This window comes from Candidatus Viridilinea mediisalina, assembly GCF_002532535.1.
Classification (GTDB): Bacteria; Chloroflexota; Chloroflexia; order Chloroflexales; family Chloroflexaceae; genus Viridilinea; species Viridilinea mediisalina.
On sequence record NZ_NQWI01000273.1, the window covers coordinates 1 to 1,487 of the forward strand.

General features: G+C 52.9%; 1 protein-coding gene. It reads left to right on the forward strand.

Translation table 11 applies throughout. The features are described from left to right. Positions 1-142 precede the first annotated feature (142 nt). Positions 143-1,366: a diguanylate cyclase gene (locus tag CJ255_RS21945; protein WP_165774890.1), complete on the forward strand. Its 1,224-nt coding sequence runs from the start codon at positions 143-145 to the stop codon at positions 1,364-1,366. The last annotated feature ends 121 nt before the right edge of the window (positions 1,367-1,487 follow it).

The window sequence follows — 1,487 nt, forward strand, 5'->3', positions numbered from 1 at the left end:
ACAATCTGCAATCTGCAATCTGCAATCTGCAATCTGCAATCTGCAATCTGCAATCTGCAATCTGCAATCTGCAATCTACAATCTACAATCGTAAATGGTATTACAGGGCCTAGCGACGCTGCTCTACAGGCTGGAGGTTGGCGTGAAGCAGCATTACATTACCATCAGTGCCATCTGCTGGATCTTGCTCCTCTTAACCTCTGCCATGTGGAATATATGGCAGCTTCGACATGCCCACCAAGCGCAGCATCTCAAGGTTGCGCGTTCGTTCTTTGGCTTGGTGGTTACCATCCGTGAGTGGAACGCGCAGCTTGGGGGCGTCTATGCGCCAATTACGCCCCATCTGCAGCCCAATCCCTACCTTGATACCACCAACCGTGAACTCTATCCACCTGATGGCCCCGTCTTAACCAAAGTCAATCCGGCCTACATGACGCGCCTACTGGCCGCCTTGGCCGCCGAGAAGCAGGATGTGCGCTTTCGTATCAGTAGCTTACAGCCGGTCAATCCGAGTAATCAGGCGACAGCCTGGGAGCGCCAAGCACTCTTGGCCTTTGAACAGCAGGCACAGGAGTTCTATACCTGGGATCAACAGGCACAGACCTTTACCTATATGGCACCGCTCATCGCCGAAGCCTCCTGCCTCACCTGCCATGCCCAGTATGGCAGCCAGCTCAACGAGATTCGCGGGGGCATCAGTGTCTCCTTTAGCACCCCGCCGGTCAACTTGAATCCGATCCTGTTCAGCCATAGCCTGATTATGTTAGTTGGCTTGGTGGCGATGCATATTGTTGGGCAACAACTCCTGCATGCCTTTGCCGAACTAGAAGCCCGTTCGCAACTCGATGGGCTTACCCAGGTCTTTAACCGTGGCTATTTTGATGCCCACCTGAAACATGAGTTCAAGCGAGCTCAACGTCACAACAGGCCATTTTCAGTTATCTTGGGTGATGTAGACAACTTTAAGGCGTATAATGATCTCTATGGTCACCAAGCGGGTGACCACTGCTTACAGATTGTTGCCAATACGCTACAATTGGTGGCGAGCCAGACGGATGGCTTTGTGGCTCGCTACGGGGGCGAGGAGTTTGTCTTGATTCTGCCCAACACCGCTGCATCAAGCGCCCACTCTATCGCCGAGCAGGCACGTATTGCAGTGGAACGATTGGCCATTCGTCATCCAGGCGGCGTTGCGGATGGTTACGTTACCCTCAGCCTTGGTGTGGCAATCTGGCACCCAGATGATTATGCTGCCGCAACAATGCTCGCCCGCGCCGATAAGTCGCTCTATCAGGCGAAACAGTCTGGACGCAATTGCGTGGTTGTTGCAAGCGAAATGCCCGCATTGATGCTAGACTGTACCTAGACACGAAGGCAGACCAACTCCTGTTGAGCATGCCGCTTGGAACACCATGTTCGGCAATCTCCAATCTCCAATCTCCAATCTCCAATCTCCAATCTCCAATCTCCAATCTCCAATCTCCAAT